The organism is Peptostreptococcus anaerobius 653-L (assembly GCF_000178095.1).
Taxonomy (GTDB): domain Bacteria; phylum Bacillota; class Clostridia; order Peptostreptococcales; family Peptostreptococcaceae; genus Peptostreptococcus; species Peptostreptococcus anaerobius.
Window position 1 is genome coordinate 35,642 of the sequence record NZ_ADJN01000065.1, and the last position, 25,938, is coordinate 61,579.

Below are 25,938 nucleotides of genomic sequence, written 5' to 3' on the forward strand. Positions count from 1 at the left end.
AATACATCTAAAAAACGTATAATATAACTACACAAAAATAGCTAGTTATTTATACATAAGGAGGAATTATATGAATTTTCAAGAGATGATATTGACTTTGCAAAAATATTGGGCAAAGCAGGGATGTATAATGACTCAGCCTTATGATGTTGAAAAGGGTGCGGGTACTATGAATCCCAATACTTTTCTAAAGTCTCTAGGACCTGAGCCATGGAACGTGTGTTATGTTGAGCCATCAAGAAGGCCGGCAGATGGTAGGTATGGAGAAAACCCTAATAGACTATACCAGCACCACCAGTTCCAGGTAATACTAAAACCATCACCAGACGATATTCAGGATCTATATCTTGACTCACTAAGAGAGATAGGTATCAATCCAGATGAGCATGACATTAGATTTGTCGAGGATAACTGGGAAGCTGCTACAGTAGGAGCATGGGGCTTAGGATGGGAAGTATGGTTAGATGGTATGGAAATAACTCAGTTTACATATTTCCAGCAGGTAGGTAATATAGAGTGTGAGCTAGAGACTGGAGAAATTACATATGGTCTTGAAAGAATAGCAATGTATATCCAGGATGTTGATAGCGTTTATGACCTACAGTGGAATGATAATATAAAATATGGAGATGTCTTTAAAAGACAAGAATATGAAAACACTAGGTATGCATTTGATGATTGTAATGCAGATATGTTATTTAAGGTATTTGATATGTTTGAAGAAGAGGCAGTTAGACTTGCTGATATAGGACTTGTAATACCATGCTATGACTATGTACTTAAGTGTTCTCATATATTTAATACTTTGGAAGCTAGAGGAGCTATCGGTGTTAGTCAGAGAGCAGCATTTATAGGTAAGATAAGGTCTCTTGCCAAGATAGTTGCAGAGAGCTATGTTAAGCAGAGAGAAGAGTTAGGTTATCCTCTAATGAAGGCAGGTGAAGACAATGAATAATTATTTACTATATGAAATAGGTGTTGAAGAAATGCCATCAAGATTTGTCCAGTCTACACTTGACCAGTTAGTTAGTGGCTTAAAGTCAAGACTAGAGGAAAAGAGAGTGGCCTTTGAAGATATAGACACTTTTGCAACACCAAGAAGACTTATCCTAGTTGTAAAGGGTCTAGCAGATAGACAGGCAGACCTAGAAGAAGAAGTAAAGGGACCAGCCAAAAAGATTTCTATAGCAGAGGATGGTAGTTTTACAAAGGCAGCCCAAGGATTTATGAGAGGTAAGGGCCTAAGTGAGTCTGATGTATACTTTAAGGACCTAAATGGTACTGAGTATATATTTGCTACAATAAGAGAAGAAGGTAAAGATACTGATGAGGTTCTTATGGAAGTACTTCCTGAGATAGTAAAATCAGTAGTATTCCCTAAGTCAATGCGTTGGGGTGGCAAGAATATGAGATTTGTCAGACCTATAAGATGGTTGGTTGCCCTACACAATGACAAGGTTGTGCCAGTTGACCTTGAGGGAATAATAGCATCTAATGTTACAGTTGGTCATAGGTTCCTAGGTGCCAAGTCTATAGAGGTATCATCTATAGAAGATTACTTCAAGAAACTTGAAGAAAACTTTGTAGTATACGATCAGGACCTTAGAAAAGACATGATAAGAAAGCAGATAGACCAAGTTGCAGCTTCAATAGGTGGCAAGGTTGAGATGGATGAAGAACTACTAGATGAAGTCACTTATATAGTAGAGTATCCAACTGCATTTTATGGAGAATTTGACAAGTCATATACTGAACTTCCAAAGGAAGTAGTAAAAACTCCTATGAAGGCCCACCAGAGATATTTCCCAGTGGTTGGAGAGGACTCAAATCTTCTGCCATACTTTATAGCTGTTAGAAATGGTAATGACTATAAGATAGAAAATGTTAAGGCTGGTAATGAAAAAGTACTTGAGGCTAGACTTGCAGATGCTAAATTCTTCTTCAATGAAGACAGACAGCATGATCTAGAATACTACAGGAACAAGCTAAATACAGTAGTATTCCAGGAAAAGCTTGGAACTCTACTTGACAAGTCTGAGAGAATATACAATATAGCCAAGGTATACGGAAAGGAAGTTGATGTAAATATAGAAGACCTAGAGTCAGCTGCCTACTATGCCAAGGCGGACCTTGTAACTAACATGGTATTTGAATTTGATGAATTACAGGGTTACATGGGTATGCAGTACTCAAGGCTAGAAGGAAAGAACGACACAGTTTCAAAGGCTATATACGAACACTATATGCCAAGATTTAACGGTGATACAGTACCTTCAACTATGGAGGGGGCTATACTTTCTATAATAGACAAGATGGATACTATAGCAGGATTCTTTGCAATAGGCATACAGCCAACTGGTTCAGCCGATCCATTTGCCCTTAGAAGACAGTGCATAGGTATACTTACAATACTTCTAGAAAAGAATATTGAAATAGACGTAGCTAGACTAGCTTCAATATCTCTTGACCAGTATTCAAGTGTAGAATTTGACAAGGATTCAGTAATTGAGAATATAATAGAATTCTTTAATGAAAGAACTAAGAACATGTTCAAGGATATGGGTATCAGGTATGACGTTGTCGAGGCTGTCCTAGCAAGTGATGAAAAGAATATATCTGACCTATATGTAAGAGCTGAGGCTATGAACAAGTGGATAGACAGGGATTCTTTGACTGATATGCTTGTAGCCTTCAATAGAGTATCTAATCTGGCAGAGGGAGCTGAAACTGATAAGATAGATCAAGCCTTATTGTTAGAAGACGTTGAAAAAGAACTTTATGATAACTTCAAGGATGTAGATTCAAAGATTAGTGACCTAATGGACCAGAAGGAGTACACAAAGTCTCTTGATGCGTTCGCTAGTCTAAAACCAGCGGTTGACAATTTCTTTGACAATGTAATGGTAATGTCAGACGATCCAAAACTTAGGGCTAATAGACTTGCCCTATTAAAGAATATCAGCGATTCAATGCTAAAGGTTTGTGACCTTACTAAGATAGTTTATAAATAGCATACAAATAGTATGTAATATATATGGCAAATTCTGTATTCATTAGAGATATAGACAAAAATACATATGAATATTTTAAGATGACTTATAGTTATATGTAGATAAAATGCTTATAAATGGCCTGGTTGACTCGTTTGACCAGGCTGTTTATATATGATGCATATTTATTTAATAGTATGTATTATTTTTTTGATAAACCTATTGATTAATCATAAATAACATATTATAATATACTATATAAGAAATAAAGATATATTGTATATACTAATACGGGGATTTTGAGAGAAGGTGCTTCATATAAAACTTAATGATAGACAATTAAAAATAATCGACATAGTAAAGCAATATGAGCCGATAACGGGTGAAAAGATTGCTGAGAGGCTAAATGTCACAAGAGCTACCTTGAGATCAGATCTAGTGGTATTGACCATGACAAATATACTGGATGCTAGACCAAAGGTTGGCTACTTTTATGTTGGTGAAGGCGACTTCAACAATGAAAAAAATAGGATGAAGGATGTCAAGGTTTCAGATGTGATGGGGGTACCTATGATAGCCCATCAAGGTGATTCAGTATATGATGTGATAGTTAATCTTTTCATAGAAGATGCTGGTGGCGTATTCATCTTGGATGAGTCTGACAACTTATGTGGAGTTGTATCTAGAAAAGACCTACTTAAGGCCACTATTGGTGGTGGAGATGTCAACAAGATGCCAATAGGAATGATAATGACGAGAATGCCAAATGTGGCGATAATAGAGGAAAATCAATCAATCAGTGATGCGGCGGCATTGCTAGTAAAGAGGGAAGTAGATAGTCTACCTGTTGTTAGATTCAATGAAATGAGAAACAAGATGACGGTTGTGGGCAAGGTATCAAAGACACTCATTACTAGGTTATTCGTCGAATTAACAGAATAAAAGTGAGGTAAATATGGATAATACTATAGATATATATATTGTTTCAGATTCTTTGGGGGAAACTGCAAAAACAGTTGCAAAGGCTTGTATATACCAGTTTCCAAACCACGAGAATTGGAATATAAGGAGACACCCATACATAAACAACAAGAATCTTCTTATGGACGTTTTGGAGAAGGCCAAAGAAGTAAATGCACTTGTAATGTACAGTATGGTAAATCAGGAACTAGTTGATTACGCAAAATCATACTGTGAGGACAACAACATATCATATATAGATTTGCTATCAAGTGTAATTGGTCAGATGGCAGAAAAGGCTGGAATAGAGCCTATAAGAGAGCCAGGCGTTATAAGAAAGATGGATAAGTCGTATTTTGATAGGATTGAGGCAATTGAATTTGCTGTTAAATATGATGATGGTAAGGATCCTAGAGGTGTCCTAAAGGCAGATGTTGTATTAGTTGGTATATCTAGAACATCAAAGACGCCACTGTCAATGTATCTTGCCAACAAGCAGCTAAAAGTTGCCAATGTGCCTTTGGTGCCAGAGGTTCCAATACCAAAGGAACTTATGGAAGTTGAGACTAAGAGGATAATAGGTCTGACAAATTCACCAGATACCCTAAATAGGATCAGGATGGAAAGGTTAAGGGCTTTAGGACTTTCAGGGGCAGCCAACTATGCTAAACTTGAGAGAATACTTGAGGAACTTGACTATTCAGAAGAGATAATGAAGACTTTAAAGTGTCCAGTTATCAATGTTTCAAACAAGGCTATAGAAGAGACAGCAGGGATAATAATAGACATATTAAAAGAAAATGGTGTAGCCGTTGAAAAAGACTACTCAATATAAAAATTAGGAGGAATCTAATGAGTACAAAATTTGTTTACAGTTTTGATGAAGGTAATAAGGATATGAGAGGCCTGCTAGGTGGTAAGGGTGCCAACCTAGCAGAAATGACTAATATTGGTCTTCCAGTACCTCAGGGATTTACAATAACTACAGAAGCTTGTAATGACTATTATGAAAACGATTTAAAAATCAGACAAGAAGTAATAGACCAGGTAGAAGACAAACTAGCTCAGCTTGAAAGAGAACAAGGCAAGAAGCTAGGAAGTGACAACAATCCATTGTTGGTATCAGTAAGATCTGGTGCAGTTTTCTCAATGCCAGGTATGATGGATACAATACTTAACCTTGGTCTTAACGATACAAGTGTAAAGGGTCTAATAGATTCTACAAAGAACGAAAGATTCTCATATGATTCATATAGAAGATTTATACAGATGTTCTCAGACGTTGCTATGGAAGTTCCAAAGTATAAGTTTGAAAACGTTCTAGACAAGATGAAGGAAGCTAAAGGATACAGTTCAGACCTTGATCTTACAACTGATGACCTAAAGGTTATAGTAGAAGAATTCAAGAAGATATATAAGGATGAAATAGGAGAAGACTTCCCACAGGATCCTAAGAAGCAGTTGATGCTTGCTATAGAGGCAGTATTTAGATCTTGGAACAACCCAAGAGCTATAGTATACAGAAAATTAAACGATATACCAGGAAACCTTGGTACAGCTGTAAATATCCAGTCAATGGTATTCGGTAATATGGGTATGTCATCAGGTACAGGTGTTGCCTTTACTAGAAACCCATCAACAGGAGAAAATAGACTATTTGGTGAATACTTGATAAATGCCCAGGGTGAAGACGTTGTTGCAGGTATAAGAACACCTCAGTCAATAGATACACTTAAGGAAGAAATGCCTGAAATGTATGATCAGTTTGTAAATATTACACAGAAATTAGAGGCTCATTACAAGGATATGCAGGATATAGAATTTACAATAGAAAACGGTAAGCTATATATCCTACAGACTAGAAATGGTAAGAGAACAGCTAAGGCTGCTATAAATGTAGTAGTTGACCTAGTAAACGCTGGTACAATAGACAAGGAAGAGGCTATAATGAGAATTGAGCCAAATCAGTTAGACCAGTTATTACACCCAACATTTGATCCAAAGGCCCTAAAGTCTGCAGAATTACTTGCTAAGGGTCTTCCAGCATCTCCAGGTGCTGCAACAGGTAAGGTATACTTCCATGCAGATGATGCAGTTCTTCATGCCAAGGAAGGTGAAAAGGTTCTACTAGTTAGACAGGAGACTTCTCCAGAAGATATAGAAGGTATGGTAAGTGCTGAAGGTATACTTACAGCAAGAGGTGGTATGACTTCTCATGCTGCAGTTGTTGCTAGAGGTATGGGTAAGTGCTGTGTAGCAGGCTGTGGGGAATTAAGAGTTGATGAAGCAGCTAGAGAAATCAGATGTGGAGACAGGATAATAAAGGAAGGTCAGTACCTTTCAATAGATGGTTCTTCAGGTTGTGTATACCTAGGTTCAGTTGAAATGACTAGTGTAGAACTAGTTGGTAACTTCGAAGTATTTATGAACTGGGTAGATGAAATAAGAGATATGATGGTTAGGACAAATGCCGACAACCCAAGAGATGCTAAGAAGGCTATAGAGTTCGGTGCAGAGGGTATAGGTCTTTGTAGAACTGAGCATATGTTCTTTGAAGAAGATAGAATACCAGCTGTTAGAGAAATGATAATAGCTGAAAATGTAGAAGATAGGGTAAAGGCACTAGACAAGTTACTTCCATTCCAGAGAGAAGACTTCCACGGAATCTTCAAGGCAATGGATGGCAAGCCATGTAACATCAGACTATTGGACCCACCACTACATGAATTCCTACCTCATGATGATGCATCAATAGAGGAACTTGCAAAGCAGATGGGAATTAGACCAAGTGATCTTAAGAAGAGAGTTGTTGACTTAGATGAATTCAACCCAATGCTAGGACACAGAGGTTGTAGACTTGCTGTTACATATCCAGAAATATGTATAATGCAGGCAAGGGCTATAGCTCAGGGTGCAGTACTTGCTACTAAGGATGGACACAAGGTAACACCTGAAATAATGGTTCCACTTGTTGGTCATGTAAATGAATTAAAGATGCTTAGACCACTAATAGAAGAAGCTGTAAACGAAGAGTTTGAAAAGGCTGGAGTAAAGGTAGACTACACAGTAGGTACAATGATAGAAATACCAAGAGCTTGTGTAACTGCTGATGAAATAGCAGAGGTTGCTGACTTCTTCTCATTCGGTACAAACGACCTTACTCAGATGGGATTCGGTTATTCAAGAGACGACGCTGGTAAGTTCCTTGGAGAATATGTAGACAAGGGAATACTTGAAAAAGACCCATTCCAGGTACTAGAACAAAAGGGTATAGGTAGACTAGTTCAGATGGCTGCAGAGCTTGGTAGAGGCGTTAAGCCAAACCTAAAGCTAGGAATTTGTGGAGAACACGGTGGAGAACCATCTTCAGTAGAATTCTGCTACAATACAGGTCTAAACTATGTATCTTGCTCACCATTCAGAGTACCAATCGCAAGACTAGCTGCTGCTCAGGCAACTGTTAAGAAAAGAAAGGGCGACTCACATAGAGACAAATAAAATCATATAAAATTATATAAAACCATAAAATCTAGGAGTACACATTGAAATTGATGTGTACTCCTTGTCGTATATGGGGTACAAATTTTTTTATAATTATAGTAAAGGATCACGAATATTTAGAAACTCTTATATAGGTATTTATTCTTGCAAATATTTGCTTATTTGTATATAATGTTAGAAGCAGTGTAAGAAATATAAATATTTTGTGTGTTTTAAATATATGATATAATTTGGGGGCTACTATAATGATAATTGAGTACTATAAAAAATATAAAAGTGTTATTTCATATTTATTTTTTGGTGTATTGACTACTATTGTAAATATTGTTACATATAACCTACTCTACTACAAGTTTGGTGTCACTAATGTTGTGTCCAATATAGTAGCATGGGTGCTGGCAGTCTTGTTTGCCTATATTACAAATAAATTATATGTGTTTAACAGCAAGTCATGGGAGATAGACTACTTGCTTAGGGAGATACCCTTGTTTTTCTCTGCTAGGCTCCTAACAGGTATCATTGATACAGCTATTATGTATATGGCTGTTGACTTGATGAATCAGGAGGCATTTGTATGGAAGTTGCTTACAAATGTAATTGTTGTGGTTCTCAATTACCTTGCTAGTAAGTTTATAATCTTTAAAGATAGAGATAAAGAAAAAGATAAAGATATAGATAAAGATATAGATATAGATACCAATTCATAATAAGAGTATAACTAAACAATAGCATCACTATAATTAGGATTACAAATACTTGATTTTATATGTAAACGATTGAATTGAAACTTATAGAAGAGTATGGTATAATAAACAGATGTAAATATTTTAATTGGGGGTATAAGGATATGATGGACCTTATTGTTACTTTAAAAAAAGAATTGATAGTCTTTTTTGTATCTATGTTACCCATAATAGAACTAAAGGGAGCCATACCCATTGGTCTGTCTTTAGGCTTGAGTGCTAGGACATCCATATTATTTTCTGTCTTGGGGAGTTGCATACCATGTCCATTTATATTGTATGGCATAAATAGGGTCTTGTTTCAGCTTGAGAGCCTAAGGCCTCTTAAGGTGAGGATTTTGAATATGAAGTCCAAGGTCTTGAGAAGGGGCAAGTATGTCAATAGAATAGGTAGGATAGGCCTGTTTTTATTTGTTGCAATTCCACTTCCTGGAACTGGTGTATGGAGTGGTAGTCTTTTGGCTGTCTTGCTTGGTTTTAGACCCAAGAATGTATTGCCATATATTATAGTTGGCAATATTGTGGCAGGTTTTATTATAGCTACAGTTAGCTATGGTGTTGTTAGCTTATTATAAAGTAGAAATATATAGTTTACCAAGTGCATTTATGTGCTTGAGTTGATTTTTTTATGTTAATTCAAATAATAAATAAGTATAGTAGGGAGAATATAATGAGAACTTCGTTAGTAATAATGGCTGCTGGCATAGGGTCAAGATATGGTGCTAGTATAAAGCAGTTGGAATCAGTAGGCAAGTCCGGTGAGATAATCATGGACTATTCAGTATATGATGCTATAAATGCTGGATTTAATAAGATTATTTTTATAATTCGTGAAGATATCAAGGAAGACTTTATGGAGGTAATAGGTAATAGGATTGAAAAAATCTGCAGCAAAAATAATGTGGAAGTAGCCTATGCCTACCAAGATTTAAACGATCTACCTGAGGGTGTAAGCTTGCCTGATGGACGTAAAAAGCCATGGGGAACAGGTCAAGCGGTCTTAGCCTGTAGAGATATCATAAATGAGCCTTTTGCAGTTATAAACGCAGATGATTATTATGGCAAGGAATCATTTGTAAATATACATGAATTTTTGATTTCAAACTCATCTAAAGAGAAGAGTTATTGTATGTCTGGATTTATCCTTAAAAACACTCTTAGTGAAAACGGTGGTGTTACAAGGGGCATATGTTCAGTAGATGAAAATGACTACCTTACTGATGTTGAAGAAACTTACAATATAGTAAAAACAAAAGAAGGTGCTGAGACAGAAGGCAGAAAAATAGATGTCAACTCACATGTATCTATGAATATGTGGGGATTTACTCCTGAGTATATAGATATACTTAAGGATGGTTTTAAGGAGTTTTTCGACAAGCTAGCTGAGGACAAAGCCTTGTCAGCAGAATACCTTATACCAATACATATAGGTGGCCTACTTGAAGATGGTAAAATATCTGTTAAGCTACTAGAAACTCATGACAAGTGGTTTGGAATAACTTATAGAGAGGACCTTGATGCAGTTATAAAATCATTTGACAAGCTGATTGAAGAGGGAGTTTATTCTAAAGACCTATTTGAGGATATGAGATAAGAATAAATAGTGAATAGTTTTATATAATATAAGTGAGCCTTATAGGTTTTTCTGTTAGATAACAGATGTCTATTAAAAGGCTCTTTTCTTGTTTAGGCATGTATTTGAAAGCTAAAGTTAAGACGGTGGGGGTAATATATAATAGGTACAAGTAAATATAAAACATTTATAGCCATATAAGAAAAAATTACCTATTTCTATGTTATAATGAAAGGTAAATGATAAAAAGAGGTGAATATTATAAAAGAAAAAATATTAAAAAATGGAGTTAGAATTGTCGCTGAAGAGATACCATATGTCAAGTCTGTATCTCTAGGCGTTTGGATAAATGTAGGTTCTAGGATGGAATCAGAAGACAATAGGGGAATAGCCCACTTTATAGAGCATATGCTTTTCAAGGGGACTAAGACTAGGTCTGCCAAGAAGATATCTAATGACATTGACTACTACGGTGGCAACATCAATGCCTTTACGACACATGACCATACTTGCTATCATGTCAAGATGCCATACAACCATATAGACAGGGGCATAGAGGTCTTGGCTGACATACTAAAGAATTCCGTCTTTGATGAAAATGAGATAGAAAAAGAAAAGTCTGTTATAAGAGAAGAACTAAAAATGTATGAAGATTCTCCTGAGGACTATGTATATGAAGAACTTCTTAAAAGGGTTCATTCAAATAAGGGCATAGGCAGGAATGTACTGGGAACTCTTGAATCTATACAGGATATCAACAGAGAAAAGATAATTGACTTCTTTGATAGCCACTATGTTGCTAACAATTCTGTTATAGTTGCAAGTGGCAACTTTGATTTTGATGATCTAGTTGATAAGATAGAAGACAACTTTTCTTCTTGGAAGTCCTATGATGTATCTACTATTCAAGAGGGACAGGACTTTTTACCTATTGCCTTTGTTGAGGACAGGGAGGACGAGCAAGCCAATATAGCCATAGTATTTGAGTGTCCAGATGATAGGGTGGACAAGGATTTTTATGGGGTCAAACTTCTAGGTAATATATTGGGCAACTCACCTAGTTCAAGGCTCTTCCAGCATATAAGGGAAGAAAAGGGCCTATCCTATAGTATATATTCTTCAGATAGTTTCTATAGAAATTATGCTGAATTTGGAATCTATGCTAGTATGGCTATTGATAATTTAAAAGAAGTGTATAGGCTTGTCAAAAAGGAGATAGCAGACCTTGTAGACAATTATATTACAAGAGATGAACTCCTATTTGCCAAGGAGCAGTACAAGGGCAGTGTCTTGATGAATATTGAGGATACTGAGGACAGGATGCTCTTGATAGGAGAGTATGAAATAGAAGGCAAAAAACTCAAGTCAACTGAAGAGATAAGTCAGATAGTGGACGATATAGATATTGACTACATGAAGGGTCTAATAGATAGGCTATTTAGTAAACCTATGGCAATTGGAGTCACAGGTAAGGGAGTTAAGGCTATTATGAAAGGGGTGTTATAGTGGCTAAGAATTCAAAGGGGAGACCAAAAAGACCTCCTCAGTCAAAACAGAGTAGAAAAAGAAAGAGTCCTGTTAAGGGAAGGCAGAGAGAATATAACCCAGAATATCACAATTTGGTTATTATATTTTTAGGTCTATTTATAGGATATGGACTAATGTCATCATCAGGAGCTCTTCTTCCTAGGATAATACAGTTGATATTTAAGGGATTATTTGGTGGACTTGCTATACTTGTGCCACTTGTCCTAGTACTAGCAGGTATAACAGGATTTATCCGCAATAACGAAAAAATAAATAGGATTAGAAGAACCAAGATGAAGTATATAATACCTATATTCTTGATACTTTATTATGGTTTGATCAACTATGCTCAGTCACCTTCATCTAGTCCACTAAGGTTGGATGAAATACAGGATATAATAAAGATGGGTGTTTCAAGAGAGGGTATGGGACTTATACCTTCATTTGCGATTTATTACTTGACACATATACTTGGGCTTGTGGGTGCATGGCTTATAGTAGTGTTTGCTACGATTATATGTATACTACAGGTTATGGACATATCTATAGCAGATATGATAGAGCTTGCCCAGAATCCTTCTAATGGCAGGGCAAATATATTGTCAAAGCTAAAGGTGTTCAATAAAAACAAGACAAACGTAGATGGAATTGAGGAAACGACTGTTATCAGTAAGACAGGTATATTCTCAAAGATAAAGGACAAGTTTAAAAAGAATGACCAAGATAGTCCTGAAGAAGAGGATGATACAGATAAGACTATAAAAATAGTTGGTTTCAACAAGGCAGAGGACGACTATCTTGAAATACTAGAAGGAACTCAGAGCCTATCAGACCTTGAAGTCCTTCAGAAGCTACAGCAGGGTGACCTAGAGGGTATAGATGGTATCACACCGAACTTAAAGGATATTTGTCCTAAGAGTAAGTTGATGGGTGGTCCCGGTCAGATAGTCGAACCAGAAAAAGAAGATTTATTTGAAGAAGAAAACGAGCATATAAAATATGCAAACTATAAGATGCCACCTGTTTCACTCCTTAATAAGGTTGTGAACAAGTCTGACAAGAGGTCAAAGCAAAAGGTACTAGAAAATGCAAGAAGACTAGAGCAGACTCTTAGGGACTTTGGTGTTGAGGCATCTATCAACCAGGTTACGGTTGGACCTACTATAACTAGGTACGAAATACAGCCAAGACCGGGTGTTAAGGTGAGTAAGATAGTCAACCTTACAGATGATATAGCCCTATCTCTTGCAGCCAAGTCTATAAGAATGGAAGCACCAATACCGGGTAAAAATGCCATAGGTATAGAGGTTCCAAACGAGGAGTCTCAGATGGTAGGCATAAGAGAAATCATAGAGAGCAAGGAGTTCAATGGATACCCTTCTAAGCTGGCCATGGGACTAGGCAAGGACGTTGCAGGCAGGATTATAATTGGTGATATAGCCAAGATGCCACACCTACTAATAGCAGGTTCTACTGGTTCAGGTAAGTCTGTATGTGTAAATACCTTGATCACTAGTTTGGTATACAAGGCCAAGCCAGACGAGGTCAAGCTGATATTGATAGACCCTAAGGTTGTCGAGCTATCCAACTACAACGGAATACCTCACCTTTTGATACCAGTTGTAACAGATCCTAAAAAGGCTGCCAATGCTCTTACTTGGGCTGTTACTGAGATGAATAGAAGGTATAAGCTCTTTGCAGATACTCAGGTAAAGGATATAAAGAGTTATAACGAAAAGACGGATAATCCACTTCCTAGAATAGTAATAATAATAGACGAGTTGGCTGACCTTATGATGGTATCTGCCAATGATGTAGAAGACTGTATACACAGGCTTGCCCAGATGGCAAGAGCTGCTGGTATGCACCTTATAGTGGCTACTCAGAGACCTTCAGTAGACGTTATAACAGGTGTGATCAAGGCCAACATACCATCTAGAATAGCATTTGCAGTATCGTCTCAGACGGACTCAAGGACTATTATAGATATGGGTGGAGCAGAAAAACTACTCGGTAAGGGAGATATGTTATTCTATCCTCTTGGAGCTGCCAAGCCAGTCAGACTACAGGGGGCATTTATATCAGAGGCTGAGTCAGACAAGATTATAGAACATATTAAAAATGAGGTTGGAGAGCATACCTATGCAGATGATATAGAAGAGAAGATATCAAATGTAAACACTGATGAAGTATCTTCAGCTGACGAGTTATTGGTCGAGTGTATCGAGTTTGTGGTAGCCAATGGGCAGGCATCTGCATCAATGCTACAGAGAAAGTTCAAGATAGGATTTAACAGGGCTGCAAGGCTCATAGACGATATGCAAGAAAGAGGAATAGTTGGTCCTAGTGAGGGCAGTAAACCTAGAAAGGTCCTTATTTCCAAGCAAGACCTAGAGGGTTTGTTATAGAAAATTAAATTAGAATTAGAGTAAATTGGAGGAATAGATTTGAAAATAGCCTTAGAATCATTAGGATGTTCAAAAAATTTAGTAGATGCGGAGATTATGTTGGGGCTCTTGAACAAGAAGGGCCACCAACTTGTTTCAAGTCCTGAAGGGGCTGATGTAGTTATTGTAAATACTTGTGGATTTATAGAGTCTGCCAAGCAGGAGTCTATAGATTCTATAGTAGAATATGCAGACCTTAAGAACGAGGGTAGTCTAAAGTATCTTTTGGTGTCAGGATGTCTTGCCCAGAGGTATCCAGATGAATTAAAAGAAGAAATACCAGAAATAGATGCTATAGTTGGTACAGGAAGCTACCAAAATATCACAACTGTTGTAGACAAGTTGATGACTAGAGATGGTATAGTTGAGATTGGAGATATCAACTTTAGTTTTAATGAAGATCTACCTAGGTATATATCTACACCTGACCACCTAGCCTACCTTAAAATAGGAGAAGGATGCGACAATAATTGTACCTACTGTATAATTCCTAAGTTGAGGGGTAAATATAGGAGTAGGAAGCTAGAAGATCTTTTGGCTGAAGCAGAGGGTCTTTTAGAAAGAGGCGTCAAGGAATTGGTTGTGATAGCCCAGGACACTAGTGTATACGGAAGAGACAGATACGGAAGGGTCATGTTGGCAGAATTACTTGAAAGATTAGCCAAGATGGGCTTTAAGTGGATAAGGGTCATGTATTCTTATCCAGAGGGAATAACGGAAGAAATAGTTGATGTAATAGCTAAATATGACAACCTATGTAGCTATTTTGATATTCCAATGCAGCATGCCAGTGACAGGATCCTAAAGCTGATGAACAGGCATACCAGCAACCAAGAGCTAAGGAGCAAGGTTGAAATGATAAGGTCAAAGATACCAGATGCGACTATAAGGACTACCTTTATAGTAGGTTTTCCTGGTGAGACTGATGAAGACTTTGATACCCTGATAGACTTTGTAGAGAATATGGGACTTGACAGGATGGGGGCCTTCACTTATTCAAGAGAAGAAGATACACCGGCTGACAGGCTTCCTGACCATATAGACGAAGATACCAAAAAAGAACGTCTTGAGAGACTGATGATGGTCCAGCAGTCAGTATCTGAAATTATTAATCAGAAAAAGATAGGAAATACCTACGAAGTATTGATAGAAGACCAGATTGACGATACACTATATATAGGTAGAACAAAATATGATGCCGAAGAGATAGACAGCGTCATATATGTTGAAACAAAAAGAGATCTTTCAAGAGGAGACATGGTAGATGTCTTGGTCGAATCAGCTTATGAGTATGACCTTAAAGGCCACCTTGTAGATGAAGTACCAACTATGAAAAAGATAAATATTTAAGGAGGTATTATTATGAACTTACCAAACAAACTCACAGTACTTAGGATATGCATGGTACCATTATTTGTACTATGTATGTACTTGCCTATATCTAGCAAGTATATAATAGCTATGATTATATTTGCCCTTGCATCTATAACAGATATGCTTGATGGAAAGATAGCAAGAGCTAGAAATTTAGTCACAGATTTTGGGAAATTTATGGATCCACTTGCAGACAAGCTACTGGTTATAGCGGCCCTTACTTCAATGATAGAAGTCAATCTAGTTCCAGCATGGATAGTTATAATAATAGTTGCAAGAGAGTTGGCAGTGAGTATTATGAGGGCTATTGCAGCTGCAGAAGGCAAGGTAATAGCTGCTGGATCAAGTGGTAAATTAAAGACAGTAACACAGATGTTTGCGATAATATTCCTATTACTAGGGGCTCATATGGGACCTGGTGTTTTCAAGACTATAGGTGGAGTACTGACATATATAGCTGCCATACTTACTTTGTATTCAGGATATGAATATTTCTATGCAAATAGAAAACTATTTTCTGATATGTAATAGATATAAGAATTGTTCAATAGGCATAAGAAAGTATATTAAATATCACATATCACATATAACATATCACATATTTACAATACTTGATATCTCAATAAGACGTGTTAGACGTGATCATCAATAAGAAGTAATGGCTTGGAAAAATATTAAAGTAGTTTACTTTTAAGTAGTTTTGCCTATATAGATATAGATAGACTAGCTAGTATATAAAAGTATTCTAAGAGAACATTTGTTCTTGACACTTTGTATCTATTAATTTATAATAAATATATAAGAACAAATGTTTGTATGGAGAGGAAACGAAATGACAATAGACAAGAATAAAATGGATGCCCTTAATGAGGCACTTGGTAAAATTGAAAAAGAGCACGGAAAAGGATCAATAATGAAGCTTGGTGAGACTTCTTCACTAGAGATAGACTCTATACCTACAGGGTCTATAGGTCTCGATGTAGCCCTAGGAGTAGGTGGCTTACCAAGAGGAAGAATAATAGAAGTATATGGACCAGAGTCTTCAGGTAAGACTACTGTAGCCCTTCACTGTATAGCAGAGGCTCAGAAGAGAGATGGTATAGCAGCATTTATAGATGCAGAACACGCACTTGACCCAGTATATGCAAGGGCTCTCGGAGTGGATATCGACAACCTAGTCATATCTCAGCCAGATACAGGAGAACAGGCCCTAGATATAGCAGAGTCCCTTATAAGATCAGGAGCTGTAGATATACTAGTAATAGACTCAGTAGCTGCCCTAGTACCTAAGGCAGAAATAGAAGGTGACATGGGAGATTCTCACGTAGGTCTACAGGCTAGACTTATGTCACAGGCACTTAGAAAATTGACTGGATCTATAAAGAAGTCAAACTGTGTTGTTATATTTATCAACCAGTTGAGAGAAAAAGTAGGGGTTATGTTCGGTAATCCAGAGACAACAACAGGTGGTAGAGCCCTTAAGTTCTTCTCATCAGTAAGACTAGAGGTCAGAAGAATAGAAACTATCAAGCAGGGTGACAAGATGATAGGATCTAGGACAAGGGTCAAGGTTGTAAAGAACAAGGTTGCCCCACCATTCAAGCAGGTAGAGTTTGACATTATGTACGGTACAGGAATATCAAAGATGGGCGACCTACTAGAAGTAGCAACAGGTATAGATGTTGTCAAAAAATCGGGTGCATGGTACAGTTACAAGGATAGCAAGATAGGCCAGGGTAGAGAGAATTCAAAGGCATTCTTGGAAGAAAATGAAGATATAGCAAATGAAATAGAGGCAAAGGTAAGAGAATACTACGGCCTTGACTTTGACAGTGAGAACATATCAATTGAAGAGGCTAAGTTGGGTGAGGAACAACTTACTTTCTAGCAAGATAAATTGGAAATTAATTACTAGTCATAAATTTTAAAATTAATCCGTAGATGGTATATTGATATCAAATGTTAGATACTTGTTCTAGCTTTGGATGTCTAGCTGTCTACGGATTTTTGTATAATTTTAAGTAAAAAAAACAAATATTTACAATTAATTGACATTATTGATAAAAGATTATAAAATAGGATATAGGGATAAATGTTATAGTAGATGTTTTGCTCATGATGGGCTAGATATCAAATAGGTATTATATCCATTATGGTGGTGTCTTTTAGACAAGAAACCATTGAACTCAAATGTAATAATAGAACAAGATTTTGAACCTTGAAAACAGAATAAGAAAAAGGAGGTGGACATAATAATAGTATATATTATAGGAACTGCCGCTATAGCAGTTATAATAGGATTACTGATTGGTTATGTTATCAGAAAAAACATCTCTGAAGCTAAGATTGGACAGGCCGAAACACTGGCTAAGGAAATTGTCGAAAAGGCTAACAGAGACTCTGAGACTGTTAAAAAAGAGAAACTTCTTGAAGCTAAAGAAGAGATTCATAGATTACGTACTGAGGGTGAAAGAGAAAACAAAGAAAGAAGAAACGAAGTACAGAAATATGAAAAGAGAGTTCTACAGAAAGAGGAGACTCTTGATAGGAAAATGCAATCTTTAGAACAGAAGGAAGTAAATCTTACAAGAAAAGTCGAAGATGTAAAGAAAAAGGAAGCCGAAGTTGATCAAATTAGGGATAAGCAGGTACAGAAGCTTGAAAGTATCTCAGGATTTACAACTGAAGAGGCAAAAGAAATAATCCTTTCAAATGCGGAAAGAGATGTAAGAAGAGAAATGTCATTGATGATTAAGGAAAAGGAGTACAAGGCTAAGGAAGAAGCTGAAAAGAGAGCCAGAGAAATAATTGGCTATGCTATTCAGAAATGTTCTGCAGACCACGTTGCTGAGACTACTGTATCAGTAGTCAACCTACCTAACGATGAAATGAAGGGTAGAATCATAGGACGTGAAGGAAGAAATATCAGGGCCCTAGAAACTTTGACAGGTATAGATTTAATAATCGATGATACTCCAGAAGCAGTGATATTATCAGGCTTTGACCCATTAAGAAGAGAAGTTGCAAGGATAGCCCTTGAAAACTTAATCTCAGATGGTAGAATACATCCAGCCAGAATAGAAGAAATGGTTGAAAAGGGTAAGAAAGAAGTTCAGAGTATTATCAAGGAAGCTGGAGAACAGGCAATGTTTGATACAGGAGTACATGGGCTACATCCTGAAATCGTAAAACTGTTGGGTAGACTAAAATACAGAACAAGTTACGGACAGAATGTGTTAAAGCACTCTATTGAAGTTTCAATATTGGCTGGTATCATGGCAGAGGAAATTGGAGCAGATCCAAAGCTTGCCAAGAGAGCAGGTTTGGTACATGATATAGGTAAGGCAGTTGACCATGAAATAGAAGGTACACACATTGAGATTGGTATGGACTTGTTGAAGAAGTACAAAGAATCTAAGGAAGTCATCCATGCAATGAGTACCCACCACGGTGACTATGAACCACAGACTGTTGAGGCTGTACTTGTAACAGCAGCAGATGCTGTATCAGCTGCAAGACCAGGAGCAAGACGTGAAACTCTTGAATCATATATCAAGAGACTTGAAAAGTTAGAAGAAATCACTAACTCTTATGAGGGTGTTGAAAAATCATTTGCTATTCAGGCTGGTAGAGAAGTAAGAATAATGGTTAAGCCAGAAGAAGTAAGTGACGAAGAAATGCACCTACTAGCAAGAGACATGACAAAGAGGATAGAAGAAGATCTAGACTATCCAGGTCAGATAAAAGTTAGTATCATTAGAGAGACTAGAGCGACTGACTATGCTAAATAATAATATTAAAAGAGTGCTTATGCACTCTTTTTTTATATACCAAAAGTTTTTTATAGGCTGATAAATCTTTTAAGGTGAAATTAAAGTTAATGAATGATAATATTTATATGGATAAATATGATTTGTATATAAACTAGTAAGATGGTATAATAATCCTAATAGGAGGTGGTTGAGTGAGCAATTTATTCTCAGATATAAAATCACACTTGGATGCTCTCAAACTTAAGGATTTTGAACTTGAAATATACAACAAGTTGGGTGATGATGCTTATATCATACCAAATCCGATACCATTTAAGGGTATTAATATTGATATGCTGTACAAAAAAAATAATAGGATATTATTTATAAAATTCATGGATACTACTGAGGACTTGTTTTCATTTCTTGATGAAGAGATTCTAGAGGTCATGAACGAGGAACACAAGCTTATGGCCTCAAAGATGACCAAGCTATACCCAGAGATTTCCTACAATTTTGTCTATGTTATGCCTTATATAGAGGAGATAGTTGATACTTATAGCCTAGGTGAATTTGTAGACAATAGCATTATTTGTGGAAATGAGGCCCAAGAACTTATCGGTGACTTGGCTAAACTCGACTCCTTGCTTGGGCAAGAAAACAGTGATGTTGCACTAGGTATATTTTTGTACAATATTTGTTCAGAATATTTTGTACTCACAAAGGGCAATAGCTACAACAAACACATCAAAAAGATTACATTCTCAGGGCTAAACCTAGGATACAAAATGGTAATGATGGATGACAAGCAGATCGAGTGCGTAAATTCTGCTGATTATGGAAACCATGTTATACTTGGAGGGGCTGGAACCGGCAAAACTAGTATTATGCTAGCTAGACTGATAAAGCTATCTAAGATATATCCCCACCACAAGTTTTTGTTTCTGACATTTACAAAACAACAGTACAACAGGTGTCTAGAGCTACTTAGTCTGATGAGGGTAGATATGTCAAATATAGAACTCCATACTTTTAGCTCCTTTGTATTCAAGGTTGCCAAGGCCAATGACCTAGTTATAGACTACAATACACTAAAAAAGAACTACGATAAGGCCTTTACTAATGTTATGAAACAGGTACAAAACTCTGTGAAAAACAAGAAGATGTTCAAGGGTATATTCGTCAGTGAGGGAGAGAACTTCAATGAAGATGAAATACTTTTGATGCACGAGTTTTTATATAGTAAGAAATATATATTCAATATATCTATATGTAAGGCCTATAATATAAATAATAACCTAAATATATACAAGTGTCGTGCCAAGGCTATTGAGTATGAGGATGAGTTGGAACTTAAAAACAACTACCTACAGTCAAACAAGATAGTGGACTATATAAATGATTATTGCGACAGGTCAAACAAGCTATTGAGAAAGGTCAGGGCCAATATCGCAATAGATATGTTCAAGAAGACTAGGGCAATGTACAAGTCTAGTGAGTCTGTGAATATAGTCAAGATTGATGATTTAGATGAGCAGATAAAATCCGTAATATGGGAGATCAACCACCTAGTCAATGATAAGGGCTACAGACCAGAAGATATTGCAGTAGTCTATCCTTTCAATAAGAAGAGGCTTAAAAATGGCAAGGTTATATATTTTCAGTATATGCTAAGAAAGTCATTAGAAGAGGCTGGTATTGCCTATACAATGGCAGATGATACCATAACACTAGTAAGTCCCAAAAATGGTGTTACAGTATCAAACATATACTCTATAAAGTCCTTGTCATACAAGGCTGTTATAATATGTGAGTTGGAGATGCTATACAACCACAGTATCAGCAAAGATGAGCAAGACTACCTAGTAAATGATTTTGCAGGAGACTTAAATAAGGTATATGTTGCTATGACTAGGGCAGAAGAGTACTTGTGCTTGATAATGTCCTATACTAGTGAGAGTAGCGATATTATAAAATTACTGACAGAGACTTAAATATATTATAATTAAACAGCATCTTAGCTATTTACTTTAGTCTAGGATGCTGTTTAAATTTGTTGGTTTATTTTTTTTATGATCTTTCTATTTACTTCTACGCTTTTTCTATACTTTTTTCTATTTATTTATTTCTATACTTTTTCTATATATTCCTTGATATAGCTATTTCTAATAGACCTATATTTATTGTAGTCTGGATAGTCATCTAGGACTATGTCTCCATTTATTGGACTATCAGCTAGGTTAGTATCGCATGATTTTTTACTTATGTTGATTTTTATGCCAAAGTCATTCCTTATTCTATCATATAAATTAGGTATCTTGCCTTCTAATTTCTTGAATATATTGAAGTCCTGCACTCCATATAGGGTGTTTTTTTCCCTAAGTGATGATAGGGGACTCTTGTCCTTGTTTGGATAGACATATAGCATATCCCCAGCTGGCCATTTATTCGGCTTGTATCTTATATTAGAAATTGGGTCTTCAACATAGAGCCCATATGCCCACCTGAGCATACCCTTCATATTCCAGATATAAGTATAAAAGCCAGTCAACATTGACTCAATTAGGGGACTCTTAATGAATATATTAAAAGTCTGAGGGAAACAACAAGAGTACCAAGTCATTTTGTGGGAGTTTTCTCCAATTTTACCAGTAATTTGTCCATTCTTACAGTAACTAGCTAGGTTAAACACATTTATAGAAAAAGATTCAAGGTCCTTGTCATAGTTTTCAATAAATTCAGTGCTGTGTAGAGCATACTTGTATTTTATAGGATGGTGAGTTGAACTTTCCAAGAAGCTAGAGTATAAATTAAACTTGTCTATATTGCCTGGCTCATCACCGATTACATAAGTTATATCTATTAGACCGAGCTCATTTAAGTGGTCAAACAAATTAGATATATAGTCTGATAGGGTATCCTTGTCTCTTATATAATCATATACACCCCTGTCAATATCATAATACCTAATCCTTATAGGGTCTGGATAGCCTTGGATTGGTGAACCGAAATCATAACCATGCCAGTTGCCAAGTATACCAAATATATTTATTTCCTTATCTATTCCTAACTTCATGCACAAATCTATATACCTGTCGAGTTTTGTATAGTCAAACTTATAATTTCCGTCCTCTTTTGTAACGTCTATTATATTGTATTCATAGAGCCTTGAAGGATTCTTATCTACAGCAAAACACATTTGACCAGCCCAAGGAAAGTCAGATACTATTAGGTCTATTACCTTTTGACCTAGTCTTTTCATGCCCCATAGGTATTTTTCTATCAGTTCAAAGTGTTCATTACTATAATATTCAAGATCCGCTTGTCTAGCCCATGACGAAGGATGCTGCCATAGATCCATATAGAAATAATCGTCATCATCTTCTAGACTAAAATCTAGGACATTGATATTAAATCGTGAGCTATCAACAATTTCTTCTGAATCGTATCCATCAGACCTATAGAGATTAATGTCAAGATAAAGGTCTTTTGAATTTTTGTATTCAGTATATATATTAGATGATGAGTTTAAATGTTCAACAGATACATATACAAGGACCTGAGATTTGGAGCAGAGCATACTTTTTTTATCTAGGAGTATATCTGCTTTTTCAATATTGTCATCATCTACAACAAATCCTACGAAATTGGTACTAATATTTAGACTTGGAGATGATGATTTTACAGCCAACCTGTAATTTTTATCCAAACCCCACCAACCAAGATCTTTTGATGAATTTATATTCACTTGTGATTGCTCTTCAAGGTCTAAAAGAATAAAGAAACCAACTTCTTCGTTTGATATTACTTCAAGTCCGTATTTTGGTTCAAGACTGTATAGGTCATCTAGCCTTGTATCTGCAATATTTGTTATTGTGTTATTGCCACAAGCTCTATTGTTGATACAAATTAAGCCTGATTTATCCGACTTACTAAAATTAGTAATTGAATTATAGAATCTCATAAGTACCCCCCTTTTTTTATAAAACACATTAATAATAGCATATAAAACAATCAATAGCAAGAATCAATTAGAAACTTGACATTGTCGCTTAAAATTGCAGTATGGAAAAAATATCGTATTCATGATAAAATGATAATGATATGGTAATAAACTCAGTTATAAGGAGAGGATATAAATGCGAATTCAATTTACTGTAACCGATGAAGAACTTGAAATTTTAACTAAAAAAACAATAGAGGGAGGTTTCCCAAGCGTTACTGAATATTGTAAGTGTAGCAGTTTACAAGAAAATACAAGCTATGCTGACCTATATACTACCTTATTAAACAAAATTATCTCTTTACCAAAGGACAAAGAATTTGTTTTAAGAGAGTTAATCGCAACACCGCCGGCATTGATTGGCAGATGGTTTTATGAAAATGTAAATAAGGGACTTGTAAAAAATGTAGAACACATCGGAAAAGCTGAAGGTGGAGTAGAAAAATATAAAAGAATATAAGACTTATTCAAATAGCTACGCACTGCATAGCAAATTGGAAAAGGATATTTAGATAATGTTGGAGGGCATCATGGCAGAAGAAAACAGAGAGATCGTTATTGTGGATAATAAAACTATACAAGAAAAAATATATTTTATTCGTGGGCAAAAAGTAATGCTTGATTCAGATTTAGCCGAAATATATGGGTATGAAACTAAAAACTTTAATAGACAGGTGAAAAACAACGCAGAAAAATTTGAAGGTGAAGACTTCATGTTCCAATTAACGGACCAAGAAATGGTAGAACTTTCAAGGTGCAAAAATTTCACCTTGAACAGAGGTACTGGTAGAGGAAGTAATATTAAATACAATCCTTATGCCTTTACAGAACAAGGAATCTATATGCTCATGACTGTACTAAGAGGTGAACTTGCTGTTAAGCAAAGCAGAGCCTTAGTTAGAACATTTAAGCAAATGAAAGATTTTATCATAGAAAACCAAGATTTTATTGGTTCAAAAGAATTAGTTCAAATAATAGTACAGACAAATCAAAACACAAAGGATATAGCTGAAATAAAGTCCCAAATGGCTACAAAAGAAGATTTGAAAAAAGTTATGGATAATTTTATAGATCCGGACACATACAAGCATTTCCTTTTAATGAACGGAGATAAAATTGAAGCAGATGTTGCCTATACAAAAATATATAAGTCTGCAAAGAAAAGTATTTATGTGATAGACAACTATATAGGATTGAAAACCTTAGAGTTATTAAGGGCTGCAAAAGACAATGTTGAAATTATAGTCTTTAGCGACAATGTGAAGAACAAGGATATGCTGACAAAAAATATCCTAAACGATTTTAGAAAAGATTACCCTAATATCAATCTGAAGATGAAAATTGCAGGTAAAAAATATCACGATAGATATATTGCCATTGACTATGGAACAGACAGTGAAGCCTTTTATCTTTGCGGAGCTTCATCAAAAGATGCAGGAAATAAAATATCAAGTATTACAAAGATAGAGGAATCCTCTAAGGATATGTATCATACAATGTTTGGCGGAATGCTGAGCAATAAGGATTTGAAAATTTAATATGTAAATGCTAAAGCGTTATTCGAGGTTGTAATCTCTATTTTTTATTTCAAAAACTCCATACTTATTTTACACTATCTTAAGATAATTAATTGGTATATATTTTATATATAAGTGAATACCTAAATATAGATAAAAACAATCATACATAAACTAGTTTAATATAACAAACATATATATAAATATTTGAAATAGTGGTATAATTGATATAATTAATTATGGGAGGTAAGATATGAAAGGATTATTTGCAAAAAGTTTGGCAGTTACTATGGCTATGTCTATGGTCTTAACTGGTTGTGGCAAGTCTGATGATAAGAAAGCGGACAGCAAAGAAGCAACTACGTTAAAAATGTTAGTACCTGGTTATGATGGAGGTTACCTAAAGAAGGAACTAGACACAGGTATAGCAGGATTTGAAAAGGCAAATCCAAATACTAAGATAGAAATAGTATCTGTTGGATGGGAAGAACTAAACTCAAAGGTTGTACAGATGTATCAGTCAAAGGAAGCTCCGGACATCATGCTTGTAGGTACTAGAACATTACAGCAGCTTGGAGAAATGGGAGCAGTAGAAGACCTATCTAAGTATATGAATGATGATTTCAAGGCTAAGAGAGTAGAAAATGTACTAAATACAGCAAACTTCTCAGGTAAGCAGTATGGTATACCAATGGCATTTTCATCAAGAGCCCTATACTATAGGACTGACCTAGTTAAAAAGGCACCAACAACTTGGGATGAATTACTGGCTACTGCTAAGCAGGTTCACGCTGACAATCCTAAGGTATATGGTTTTGCTATACCTACAGATATGGAAAGTGGTACAGATGAAATATTGAACTTTATATACCAGAACGAAGGTAGAATGGTAAATGAAAAGGGTGAATTTACTCTAAATGATTCAAAGAATGTTGCAACTCTTGAATACCTAAAGAAGTTCAATGCTGATGGTGTAATACCTGATCCAGTATCTATGAAGAGAAATGACCAGTCTAAGCTATTCAAAAATGGTAACTTGGCTATGTTCATATCAGGTCCATGGGAAAAAGAAACAATGGACTCAGGCAAGGAAAAAGCTCCATATGCAGTAGCTCCACTTCCAAAGGGTGCAGTCGCAGCTGAGACACTAGTTACTGACTCATATGTTATATCTTCACTAAGCAAGAACAAGGAAACAGCATGGAAGTTTGTAGAGTTTATGGGACAGCCTGAATACCAGAGACCAGTATCAGAAGCATTTGGATGGTTCCCAATACTTAAGGACGAAGAAAATGACGCTCGTTTCAAGGATGACTTTATGAAGCCATTTGCAGCATCAATACCAAATGGTGTTGCTGAGCCACACGTTCCAAACTGGGATGATTTCAACAAGAGTTTTATAACAGCAGTTCAGAAGACTATAACAGGTAAGATGGCTGCTAAGGATGCACTTGATGCAGCTCAGGCTGAATTAGCTAAATAAGCAATATAAAACTAGCGAAATAATAAGAAAAATATTAGCCTGATTAGTTTACTAGTCGGGCTTTTATT

The 25,938-nt window shown here is 36.0% G+C and carries 19 protein-coding genes; 18 read left to right on the forward strand and 1 reads right to left on the reverse strand.

All coding sequences use genetic code 11. The features are described 5' to 3' along the window. Positions 1-70: 70 nt before the first annotated feature. The 15 genes from glyQ (at position 71) to HMPREF0631_RS08475 (ending at position 20,861) form a co-directional block, all read left to right on the forward strand. Entirely contained in the window at positions 71-955 is an 885-nt protein-coding gene (glyQ, locus tag HMPREF0631_RS08405; RefSeq protein ID WP_002844456.1) for a glycine--tRNA ligase subunit alpha, read from the forward strand. Further along, complete coding sequence (gene glyS, locus HMPREF0631_RS08410; protein WP_002844509.1) at positions 948-3,011, forward strand: glycine--tRNA ligase subunit beta; 2,064 nt, start codon at positions 948-950, stop codon at positions 3,009-3,011. The genes glyQ and glyS overlap by 8 nt, the downstream gene beginning before the upstream one ends. Before the next feature lie 288 nt (positions 3,012-3,299). Next, the gene (locus HMPREF0631_RS08415; protein WP_002844430.1) at positions 3,300-3,932 is read left to right on the forward strand and encodes a helix-turn-helix transcriptional regulator; all 633 of its coding nucleotides are present in this window, start codon (positions 3,300-3,302) and stop codon (positions 3,930-3,932) included. A 13-nt stretch (positions 3,933-3,945) separates the two neighbouring features. After that, entirely contained in the window at positions 3,946-4,785 is an 840-nt protein-coding gene (locus tag HMPREF0631_RS08420) for a pyruvate, water dikinase regulatory protein (protein WP_002844464.1), read from the forward strand. 17 nt (positions 4,786-4,802) lie between these two features. Further along, entirely contained in the window at positions 4,803-7,448 is a 2,646-nt protein-coding gene (gene ppdK, locus HMPREF0631_RS08425) for a pyruvate, phosphate dikinase (protein WP_002844443.1), read from the forward strand. A 248-nt stretch (positions 7,449-7,696) separates the two neighbouring features. After that, on the forward strand, positions 7,697-8,158 hold the full coding sequence (locus HMPREF0631_RS08430; protein ID WP_002844409.1) for a GtrA family protein: 462 nt from the start codon (positions 7,697-7,699) through the stop codon (positions 8,156-8,158). A gap of 140 nt (positions 8,159-8,298) precedes the next feature. After that, entirely contained in the window at positions 8,299-8,769 is a 471-nt protein-coding gene (locus HMPREF0631_RS08435) for a COG2426 family protein (RefSeq protein ID WP_002844496.1), read from the forward strand. A gap of 95 nt (positions 8,770-8,864) precedes the next feature. Next, complete coding sequence (locus HMPREF0631_RS08440; RefSeq protein WP_002844494.1) at positions 8,865-9,788, forward strand: nucleotidyltransferase family protein; 924 nt, start codon at positions 8,865-8,867, stop codon at positions 9,786-9,788. 231 nt (positions 9,789-10,019) lie between these two features. Next, positions 10,020-11,273 (forward strand): M16 family metallopeptidase, encoded by a 1,254-nt coding sequence (locus tag HMPREF0631_RS08445; protein ID WP_002844486.1) that lies wholly within the window; start codon positions 10,020-10,022, stop codon positions 11,271-11,273. Next, positions 11,273-13,702 (forward strand): DNA translocase FtsK, encoded by a 2,430-nt coding sequence (locus HMPREF0631_RS08450; protein ID WP_002844468.1) that lies wholly within the window; start codon positions 11,273-11,275, stop codon positions 13,700-13,702. Before HMPREF0631_RS08445 ends, HMPREF0631_RS08450 begins: the two co-directional genes overlap by 1 nt. A 39-nt stretch (positions 13,703-13,741) precedes the next feature. Beyond that, positions 13,742-15,091, forward strand: coding sequence for a 30S ribosomal protein S12 methylthiotransferase RimO (rimO, locus tag HMPREF0631_RS08455; protein WP_002844437.1), 1,350 nt, complete (start codon positions 13,742-13,744; stop codon positions 15,089-15,091). 12 nt (positions 15,092-15,103) lie between these two features. Further along, positions 15,104-15,643 carry a CDP-diacylglycerol--glycerol-3-phosphate 3-phosphatidyltransferase gene (gene pgsA / locus HMPREF0631_RS08460; RefSeq protein ID WP_002844516.1) on the forward strand — a complete coding sequence of 180 codons (540 nt, stop codon included), beginning with the start codon at positions 15,104-15,106 and terminating at the stop codon, positions 15,641-15,643. Between the two features lie 304 nt (positions 15,644-15,947). Further along, positions 15,948-17,003, forward strand: a complete 1,056-nt coding sequence (recA, locus tag HMPREF0631_RS08465) for a recombinase RecA (RefSeq protein WP_002844480.1) — start codon at positions 15,948-15,950, stop codon at positions 17,001-17,003. 355 nt (positions 17,004-17,358) lie between these two features. Beyond that, complete coding sequence (rny, locus tag HMPREF0631_RS08470) at positions 17,359-18,906, forward strand: ribonuclease Y (protein WP_002844445.1); 1,548 nt, start codon at positions 17,359-17,361, stop codon at positions 18,904-18,906. A 173-nt stretch (positions 18,907-19,079) separates the two neighbouring features. Then, positions 19,080-20,861 carry a UvrD-helicase domain-containing protein gene (locus HMPREF0631_RS08475; RefSeq protein WP_002844440.1) on the forward strand — a complete coding sequence of 594 codons (1,782 nt, stop codon included), beginning with the start codon at positions 19,080-19,082 and terminating at the stop codon, positions 20,859-20,861. 134 nt (positions 20,862-20,995) lie between these two features. On the opposite strand, the gene HMPREF0631_RS08480 is transcribed toward HMPREF0631_RS08475, so the two are convergent. Next, the gene (locus tag HMPREF0631_RS08480) at positions 20,996-22,831 is read right to left on the reverse strand and encodes a DUF4091 domain-containing protein (RefSeq protein ID WP_002844481.1); all 1,836 of its coding nucleotides are present in this window, start codon (positions 22,829-22,831) and stop codon (positions 20,996-20,998) included. Between the two features lie 175 nt (positions 22,832-23,006). Between HMPREF0631_RS08480 and HMPREF0631_RS08485 the strand changes: the two genes are divergently transcribed. The 3 genes from HMPREF0631_RS08485 to HMPREF0631_RS08495 all read left to right on the forward strand — a co-directional run bounded on the left by HMPREF0631_RS08485 (position 23,007) and on the right by HMPREF0631_RS08495 (position 25,870). Then, positions 23,007-23,330, forward strand: a complete 324-nt coding sequence (locus HMPREF0631_RS08485) for a hypothetical protein (RefSeq protein ID WP_002844455.1) — start codon at positions 23,007-23,009, stop codon at positions 23,328-23,330. 70 nt (positions 23,331-23,400) lie between these two features. Beyond that, positions 23,401-24,408: an ORF6N domain-containing protein gene (locus HMPREF0631_RS08490; protein WP_002844429.1), complete on the forward strand. Its 1,008-nt coding sequence runs from the start codon at positions 23,401-23,403 to the stop codon at positions 24,406-24,408. Between the two features lie 232 nt (positions 24,409-24,640). Beyond that, positions 24,641-25,870, forward strand: coding sequence for an ABC transporter substrate-binding protein (locus HMPREF0631_RS08495; RefSeq protein WP_002844521.1), 1,230 nt, complete (start codon positions 24,641-24,643; stop codon positions 25,868-25,870). Positions 25,871-25,938 lie beyond the last annotated feature (68 nt).

Coding starts and splice junctions, on each gene's coding strand:
- glyQ (WP_002844456.1), top strand. CDS start 71: ATGAATTTTCAAGAGATGATATTGACTTTGCAAAAATATTGGGCAAAG.
- glyS (WP_002844509.1), top strand. CDS start 948: ATGAATAATTATTTACTATATGAAATAGGTGTTGAAGAAATGCCATCA.
- HMPREF0631_RS08420 (WP_002844464.1), top strand. CDS start 3,946: ATGGATAATACTATAGATATATATATTGTTTCAGATTCTTTGGGGGAA.
- ppdK (WP_002844443.1), top strand. CDS start 4,803: ATGAGTACAAAATTTGTTTACAGTTTTGATGAAGGTAATAAGGATATG.
- HMPREF0631_RS08430 (WP_002844409.1), top strand. CDS start 7,697: ATGATAATTGAGTACTATAAAAAATATAAAAGTGTTATTTCATATTTA.
- HMPREF0631_RS08435 (WP_002844496.1), top strand. CDS start 8,299: ATGATGGACCTTATTGTTACTTTAAAAAAAGAATTGATAGTCTTTTTT.
- HMPREF0631_RS08440 (WP_002844494.1), top strand. CDS start 8,865: ATGAGAACTTCGTTAGTAATAATGGCTGCTGGCATAGGGTCAAGATAT.
- pgsA (WP_002844516.1), top strand. CDS start 15,104: ATGAACTTACCAAACAAACTCACAGTACTTAGGATATGCATGGTACCA.
- recA (WP_002844480.1), top strand. CDS start 15,948: ATGACAATAGACAAGAATAAAATGGATGCCCTTAATGAGGCACTTGGT.
- HMPREF0631_RS08480 (WP_002844481.1), bottom strand. CDS start 22,831: ATGAGATTCTATAATTCAATTACTAATTTTAGTAAGTCGGATAAATCA.
- HMPREF0631_RS08485 (WP_002844455.1), top strand. CDS start 23,007: ATGCGAATTCAATTTACTGTAACCGATGAAGAACTTGAAATTTTAACT.
- HMPREF0631_RS08490 (WP_002844429.1), top strand. CDS start 23,401: ATGGCAGAAGAAAACAGAGAGATCGTTATTGTGGATAATAAAACTATA.
- HMPREF0631_RS08495 (WP_002844521.1), top strand. CDS start 24,641: ATGAAAGGATTATTTGCAAAAAGTTTGGCAGTTACTATGGCTATGTCT.